Below are 7,034 nucleotides of genomic sequence, written 5' to 3' on the forward strand. Positions count from 1 at the left end.
CGTCCCACACGTGGCAGCCTTCGCCTCGCGCCAGAAATTGGGGATACGCATCAGGCAGCGAGTTGGCGCTCTGATGACCATACATACCGGCGGGAATGACCGCGGCGGCCCGCTGACGCCATTGCTTGTCGATGCCGAGCTTCGATGTGTCGGCAGTTGATGATGGGGGGGTCATGAATGCTCCTGAGGGTCGGTGACGGATCGTTGGACGACGTTCACTTCTTCCGGATGGTGACAGGCAACCAGATGACCGACTCCAGGATCAGTGAGGAGCGGTTCTTCCTCAGCGCAACGTTGCGTCGCCTTCCAACATCGAGTCCGGAATCGGCAGCCCGACGGTGGATCGAGCGGACTCGGGACCTCTCCCTCAATGATGATCCTCGATCGTTGTCGCTCGAGGATCGGGTCCGGAATCGGTGCCGCAGCGAGAAGCGCTTGCGTGTACGGGTGGGAGGAGCGCTCGTAGACCTCTTCGTTGGTTCCGGATTCAACGATCTTGCCGAGGTACATCACGGCGACCCGGTCACTGAGGTGCCGGACGACCGACAGGTCGTGCGCGATGAAGAGGTAGGCCAGGCCAAGTTCGTCGCGCAGGCTTTCGAGCAGCCGGATGATCTCGGCTTGGATGCTAACGTCGAGTGCCGACACTGGCTCGTCGAGCGCAATCATGTCCGGCGACAGGGCGAGGGCTCTGGCGATGCCGATCCGCTGGCGTTGCCCACCGGAGAACTGGTGGGCGTAACGATCAAGATCTCCTGCTCGGAGCTGCACCAGTTGCATCAACTCGTCGACTCGCGGGCGGATTGCCGCCTGGTCGGCATCATGCACTTCGAGCGGTTCGGACAAAATCTGGCGCACTGTCATGCGGGGGTTCAGCGACGCCTGCGGGTCTTGGAATACCATCTGGAACCGTCGCCGTAGTCGTCGGAGGTCCTCGTCGGGGAGTTCCGTCAACTCCTGACCGTCGAACTGGACTGATCCCGATGTCGGCGACAAGATCTGCATCACGCAGCGAGCGGTGGTGCTCTTGCCGCATCCCGATTCGCCGACGATGCTGAGCGTTTCGCCCCGTTGGAGAACGAACGACACATCCGATACCGCTTGAACCACCTGTTTCGAACCACGCAGCAGGGAACCCCTCGTGCCGAATTCCTTGACCAGATGACTCACTTGCAGAAGTGGTTCGGTCATCGCGCTGCTCCCCGGATCGGAGCGTTCACGCAAGCTGCTTCGGTGGCACCAACAGGTGCGAGCTGCACGTCAGCCGACATGCATTCCAAGGAGACATGGGGGCAGCGATCCTGGAATGCGCAACCGGGAGGCAGCGCATCGAGCGCTGGCGGGGCGCCACCGATCGGGACGAGTTCCGAACGGGAATCCAGACGAGGCAAGCAGGCCAGTAATCCACTCGTGTACGGGTGCTCGTGGCGATAGAAGACGTCCTCGACCGCTCCCCGCTCGACGATGCGACCTGCGTACATCACGTTGACAGTGTCGGCGATGCCGGCCACAATGCCGAGGTCGTGCGTGATAATCGCGATGGCGAGGTGTCGCTCTGTGCGGATTCGTCTGAGAACGTCGAGGATCTGGGCTTGCGTCGTCACGTCGAGCGCCGTCGTTGGCTCGTCGGCGATGAGGAGATCGGGGTCGTTTGCCATCGCCATGGCAATCATCACCCGCTGGCGCATACCGCCGGACAGTTCGTGCGGGTACGAACGTACCCGTGCCTTGGGGTTCGGCATCGACACCATGTCCAGCAACTCGATGGCCCGTTCTCCAGCCGTTCGCTTGGAACCCTTTTGGTGCACGATCACTGCCTCGCTGAGCTGGCGCCCGATCGTGAGCGCCGGGTTGAGCGACGTCATCGGATCTTGGAAAATCATGCCGATTCGGCCGCCGCGGAGGTGACGCAGCTCAGCCGCAGGCGCTCCGATGAGTTCACGTCCCCGAAACCGCACCGATCCCGAGACCTGGGCTGCCGGTCCGTGCAATCCGAGAACGGACAGCATGCTGGCACTTTTTCCGGAACCGGATTCGCCGACGATTCCGACCACCTCGCCGGCGTGCACCGTGAGATCCAGGCCGCGAACCGCCTTGATCGCGCCACTCGACACCGGGAACGTGACGTGCAGGTCGTTGAGTTCTAACAGCGGTTCACTCACGGGCGTCCTCGCGGATCGAAGACATCGCGGAGCGAATCGCCTAAGAAGTTGAAGGCGAGAACAACGCTCAGAATCGCCGCACCGGGCGCGAGTGCGATCCACCACTGATAGAAGTTTCGCGAGCCTTCATCGATCAACACGCCCCATTCGGGCGTTGGCGGCACCGCACCGAGGCCGAGGAAGCTCAATGACGCTGTCAGCAGGACGACCTGGCCGAAGTCCATCGTGGCGTTGATCAGAACAGGGGTGGTCGCCAGCGGCAGGATGTGGCGCCGCAAAATGCGACGCTTCGGCACGCCAACGGATACCGCTGCTTCGATGTGCTCGCGATGTCGGATGGAGATCACCTGCCCCCGAAGAAGCCTGGCGTAGATCGGCCACCACACCACGATCAACGCAAGCACGGTGTTGCGAAGGCCAGGGCCGAGGGCGGCGGCAACCGCCATGGCGAGCAGAATGGGTGGGAAAGCGAGCACCACATCACTGAATCGCATGATGACGGTGTCGATCCAACCGCCGCGGAAACCGGCGAGTGCACCTAACGACGAACCGATTACGACCGTGAACGCGATAACCGCAGCTGCGGTTGGAAGCGAGTAGCGGGCACCGTAGAGCGTGCGAGTGAGCACGTCGCGCCCGAGCGTGTCCGTGCCGAGCCAATGTGATGAGTTCGGTGACTGGAGTCGGTCGCCGGCTTGTTCGAGCGGTCCGTACGGCGCCCACCAACTCACGGTGATGATCATCAAGATCCAGAAGGCGAGCACACCGAGCCCGATGGCGAACTGTGGTCGCCGCAGTGCACGAAGGAACGGGTGACGAGTCGGGACGAGTGAGACGGTGACTGCTTCGAGCACAACCGTCATGACAGCCGGATCTTCGGGTCTACGACGGCGTACATCACGTCGGTCACAAGGCTGGTCAGGATGAAGATGGCGCCTCCGAGAATACAGACACCGTTGATCGCTGGGTAGTCGAGCGTTCGTGTCGCCTCGACGGCGTACGAGCCAATGCCGTTCCACGAGAAGATCGTCTCAGTCAGGACTGCACCTGTCAGTAACGCACCGAACGACAGCCCGATAATCGTGATCGTTGGGAGGAGCGCATTACGAAGCACATGGCGGATCATCACCGTGCGTTCGGCGAGACCTTTCGCACGGGCGGTGCGCACATAGTCGGCGTACAGTTCGTCGAGCATGGACGCCCGGATGAGTCGCGACACGATTCCGGTCAACCCCCAACCGAGGACGAACGCCGGCATGATCAGCCGTTTCGCACAGTCCCAGAACAGACTGAAGTTCCCTGCCGCGAGCGAGTCGATCGTGTAGAAACCGGTCAGGTGCGGTGGAGGGAGGGTGCGCGGAGGCAGTCGCCCGGGTCCGGGGAGCCATCCGAGACGCGCGTAGAACACGAACAGCAGGATGAGGCCCAACCAGAACACGGGAATCGACGAGCCAGTCAACGCGAAAAGGCGGGCAAGATGGTCCAGTGCGCGGTCGCGCTTGACGGCGGCCACCACCCCGAGCAGCACACCAGCCACGGCCCCGAATAGGAGCGCGGCAAGTGTGAGCTCTGCGGTTGCCGGAAGGCGCTCGGTGAGGTCATCCCACACGCTGCTCTTTGTGCGGAACGACGTACCGAAATCGCCTCGTACGAGGTTGCCCATGTAGCTGGCGTACTGCGCAGGAATCGACTTGTCGAGCCCCCACCGCGCCTCGGCAGCAGCCACCACGGTCGGATTTCCCATGTTGCGTTCACCGACGATCGAGACAAGCGGGTTCGCCGGTATCAGCCGCGAGATCACAAACGCAATAGTGACGATGCCGATGAGGAGGAGCGGAGCGATGGCCAGCCGCTTCAGAACGTAGCGGGCCACAGGTCAATCACTTGAGGCCCAACAGATTGAGCTCGAGATTGCAACACGCGCTGTTATGCATGTTCGTGATGTCGGCAGCGTACGCCTGCACCAGTTGCGAGTTCACGAGTGGCACGATGATGTTCGCATCCATCATAGACTGACCGAGTTCGGTGTAGAGCTTGGTCTTCTCTTCGCCTGATGATGCGAGCGCCTGGGCGAGCAACTCGTTCTGATTCGGGTCGATGATCTGCGCTCCGGCGGCACCACCACCGGCGCGAGTCGCCCACGACGACCCGTCGACGCTGCCGAAGTACTGCACGTACTGACTCGAGTCGGTGTGGTCGGGAGCGAAGTACACCGCCGTCACCGGAATTCCCTCGGCGTTGATCTGATCGATCCACTGCGGGAACTCAACGGGTTGCAGTTCGAGTTCAACACCGATCGCCTTCAGGTCCTGTTGGACTTTCTGCATCATGGTGTCGAAGTCAACGCCGTACACGTTCACGGTCGGGTACATCGCGTTGACGGTGAAGCCCTCGGGGAAGTCCGATGCAGCCATCAGCTTCTTCGCTTCCTCGAGGTTTTGCTCCGGCGGGGTGAGATCGGCGCTGCCGATGAATCCGTTCGGGATCGGAGATGCCTGCTTCTGCCCGGCGCCCGCAACGGTGACATCCAGGATGCCGTCATAGTCGAGCGCTAGCTTGATCGCCTGCCGGACGTTGTCGTCGACGAGCCCCTCTGCCCCTACCGCTCCCGGGCTGAGTGCGATGTACACGTAGTTATACGAGTCGACCGTGTTCGAGACGATGTTCGGATCACCTTCGAGTTGGCCCATCGCATCGACGCTGATCTGCATGGCGATGTCGACGTCGCCGGCCTGCAACTGCTGGAGCTGTGCCGTCGAGTCTTGCACCTGCTTCATCGTGACCTTAGGGAAGGTTGCCGGCGTGCTCCCCCAGTAGTTCTCGTTGCGAGACAGCACGAGAGCGTCACCGTCGGTGTATGACGCTAGAGCGTAGGGCCCGCTCCCCGCCGAGTTACTCAGGAACCATTGCTCCGCCTGATCGTCGGTTGCCGCTCCCGGAGCTGCGACTGCCCCTCCCTCGGCCTCGGCAACCTTGGAGTTCACCACGCCCAGGTAGCTCGCAGAGACAATGGGAAGAAATGCGGAGTTCGGATTCTCGAAGGTCACGATCACCGTGGCGTCGTCGGGTGTGTCGATGGCCGTGTATCCGCCCATCAGGTACGACGCAGGTCCTTCGATGTTGGCGAGGCGCTCCCATGACCATTTGACATCAGCGCTTGTCACCGGCGTTCCGTCAGCGAAGACAGCATTGGGGTCGAGGTTGAACGTGAACTCGGTGCTGTCGTCGTTGGCGGACCAGTCGGTGGCGAGCCGTGGCACCTGAACGTTCGGGTCGTTGGGATCGATCCCAATCAACGTCTCATACACGGCGGTCAAATAGATCTGGCAGGTGTCGCAATAGGCGCGTTGAGGATCGAGTGTCTGAAGATCCATGTCGCGAGCGATGATCAGCTCGCGTGCATCGCCACCCGAGCTCGTGCTTCCAGCAGTGTCACTCGTCGCTGCGTCACCGGCCGGTGTCGATCCTCCGCTGTCTGTTCCACTGTCACTCCCGCATGCGGCCGCGATCAACGAGATCGCGCAAAGAGCGGCAACGGCACCACTCAGCTGGCGCCGCGGACGTCGCGCCTTGTGGATCGTGTTGACAGGATTCCCAAAGTTTTCCATTTTACTCCCCAAGATTTATTTATTTCGGACGACCAGTCAACTATAGTGAGACCTCGGAATCGGGTCAAGCGTCAAATTGCTGCGCTCCCGTGAACCAGAATTGAACCCCATGCCAAAGATCGTCGACCACGAAGCACGCCGCCAACTGCTGTCCGACGCGGCTTGGCGCGTGATCGCCCGAGACGGAATCGACAATGTGACGGTTCGAAAGATCGCCGACGAATCCGGATACTCACCGGGGACGCTTGCCCACTACTTCGTTGATAAGGATGCAATTCTGCGGTCGACACTTGAACGAGCCGACGACAACATCCGGCTCCGAATCGAGGCGATGCCCGAGGATCTTCCCCCGCTCACATCACTGCGCCAAGTCCTCTGTGAGGCCCTACCACTCGATGAAGAGCGATCCTTCGAGCTGACACTCGACGTGAACTTCTGGGCACGGGCACTCAACCAGCCAACGCTGCGCACTATGCAACACGCTGACCACGACGCCTGGCGGGCCAGCGTCATGGAACGGGTGGCGACCGCTCAGGAGGCTGGCGAGTTCCCAGCCCACGCTTCGGTCGAAGATCTCGCCGACCTTCTAGTGGCATTCATCGATGGCATCGGCCTGCAAGCCCTGATCTATCCCGAGCTCATCACCACCGACCGGGTCATCCATCTTCTCGATCAGCAGATCGAACTCATGACTGGAGCAACCCCATGATTCCACGACGCGATACCCCCGAACGAGAGGACCTCGTCGACTCGCTACGCAGCCGCGCGATGTTCGTTCGAACCGAAACCGTGCGGCTATCACGCATAGCAGGAGCAGGTCACTACGCCTCGACATTCTCGGCTGCTGAGCTCCTGGCTGCGCTGTACTACGCGACGATGCGCATCAATCCGGCTGAGCCACGATGGGCGGATCGCGATCGCTTTGTTCTCTCGAAGGGCCATGCGGCGATTGGGCTGTACCCGATCTTGGCAGACCTCGGCTATTTCGATCCGGCGATCCTCGATGAGTACACCCGGATGGGCAGCACGCTCGGTGATCACCCCGACATGAAGAAGATCCCCGGCTGCGACTTCTCGTCGGGCTCGCTCGGCCACGGACTCTCCGCTTCGCTCGGCATCGCATTGGCTGGCCGCATGCAGGGTCGAGACCACCTCACCTACTGCATGCTCGGAGACGGTGAACTTGCCGAAGGGCAGGTTTGGGAGGCAGCAATGGCGGCCGGCCACTACCGCGCAGGCAACCTTGTCGGCATCGTTGACCGGA

The 7,034-nt window shown here is 61.5% G+C and carries 7 protein-coding genes; 2 read left to right on the plus strand and 5 right to left on the minus strand.

Going from position 1 to position 7,034, the window contains the following annotated elements; genetic code table 11:
• Positions 1-171: 171 nt before the first annotated feature.
• From ACH2EI_RS09490 to ACH2EI_RS09510, 5 genes are read right to left on the minus strand one after another with little or no spacing between them, the layout of a single operon-like run.
• Positions 172-1,191, minus strand: a complete 1,020-nt coding sequence (locus tag ACH2EI_RS09490; RefSeq protein ID WP_395159817.1) for an ABC transporter ATP-binding protein — start codon at positions 1,189-1,191, stop codon at positions 172-174.
• Positions 1,188-2,162 (minus strand): ABC transporter ATP-binding protein, encoded by a 975-nt coding sequence (locus ACH2EI_RS09495; RefSeq protein ID WP_395159819.1) that lies wholly within the window; start codon positions 2,160-2,162, stop codon positions 1,188-1,190. The genes ACH2EI_RS09490 and ACH2EI_RS09495 overlap by 4 nt, the downstream gene beginning before the upstream one ends.
• Positions 2,159-3,025: an ABC transporter permease gene (locus ACH2EI_RS09500; RefSeq protein WP_395156585.1), complete on the minus strand. Its 867-nt coding sequence runs from the start codon at positions 3,023-3,025 to the stop codon at positions 2,159-2,161. The genes ACH2EI_RS09495 and ACH2EI_RS09500 overlap by 4 nt, the downstream gene beginning before the upstream one ends.
• Positions 3,022-4,035 (minus strand): ABC transporter permease, encoded by a 1,014-nt coding sequence (locus ACH2EI_RS09505; RefSeq protein WP_395159821.1) that lies wholly within the window; start codon positions 4,033-4,035, stop codon positions 3,022-3,024. Before ACH2EI_RS09505 ends, ACH2EI_RS09500 begins: the two co-directional genes overlap by 4 nt.
• Before the next feature lie 7 nt (positions 4,036-4,042).
• A complete protein-coding gene (locus tag ACH2EI_RS09510) occupies positions 4,043-5,770 on the minus strand; it encodes an ABC transporter substrate-binding protein (protein WP_395159823.1) in 1,728 nt (575 codons plus the stop codon).
• Positions 5,771-5,879: 109 nt separating this feature from the next.
• On the opposite strand from ACH2EI_RS09510, the gene ACH2EI_RS09515 reads away from it, so the two are divergent.
• Both ACH2EI_RS09515 and ACH2EI_RS09520 read left to right on the plus strand, forming a co-directional pair.
• Positions 5,880-6,479, plus strand: a complete 600-nt coding sequence (locus ACH2EI_RS09515) for a TetR/AcrR family transcriptional regulator (protein WP_395159825.1) — start codon at positions 5,880-5,882, stop codon at positions 6,477-6,479.
• The coding region (locus ACH2EI_RS09520; protein ID WP_395159827.1) for a transketolase at positions 6,476-7,034 on the plus strand (559 nt) is incomplete at its 3' end. The genes ACH2EI_RS09515 and ACH2EI_RS09520, both read left to right, overlap by 4 nt.

Source organism: Ilumatobacter sp., assembly GCF_041688325.1.
In the GTDB taxonomy this organism is placed as follows: Bacteria; Actinomycetota; Acidimicrobiia; order Acidimicrobiales; family Ilumatobacteraceae; genus Ilumatobacter_A.

Bases quoted from the DNA above. Each gene is read 5' to 3' on its own strand.
- ACH2EI_RS09490 (WP_395159817.1), bottom strand. From the start codon at position 1,191: ATGACCGAACCACTTCTGCAAGTGAGTCATCTGGTCAAGGAATTCGGC.
- ACH2EI_RS09500 (WP_395156585.1), bottom strand. From the start codon at position 3,025: ATGACGGTTGTGCTCGAAGCAGTCACCGTCTCACTCGTCCCGACTCGT.
- ACH2EI_RS09510 (WP_395159823.1), bottom strand. From the start codon at position 5,770: ATGGAAAACTTTGGGAATCCTGTCAACACGATCCACAAGGCGCGACGT.
- ACH2EI_RS09515 (WP_395159825.1), top strand. From the start codon at position 5,880: ATGCCAAAGATCGTCGACCACGAAGCACGCCGCCAACTGCTGTCCGAC.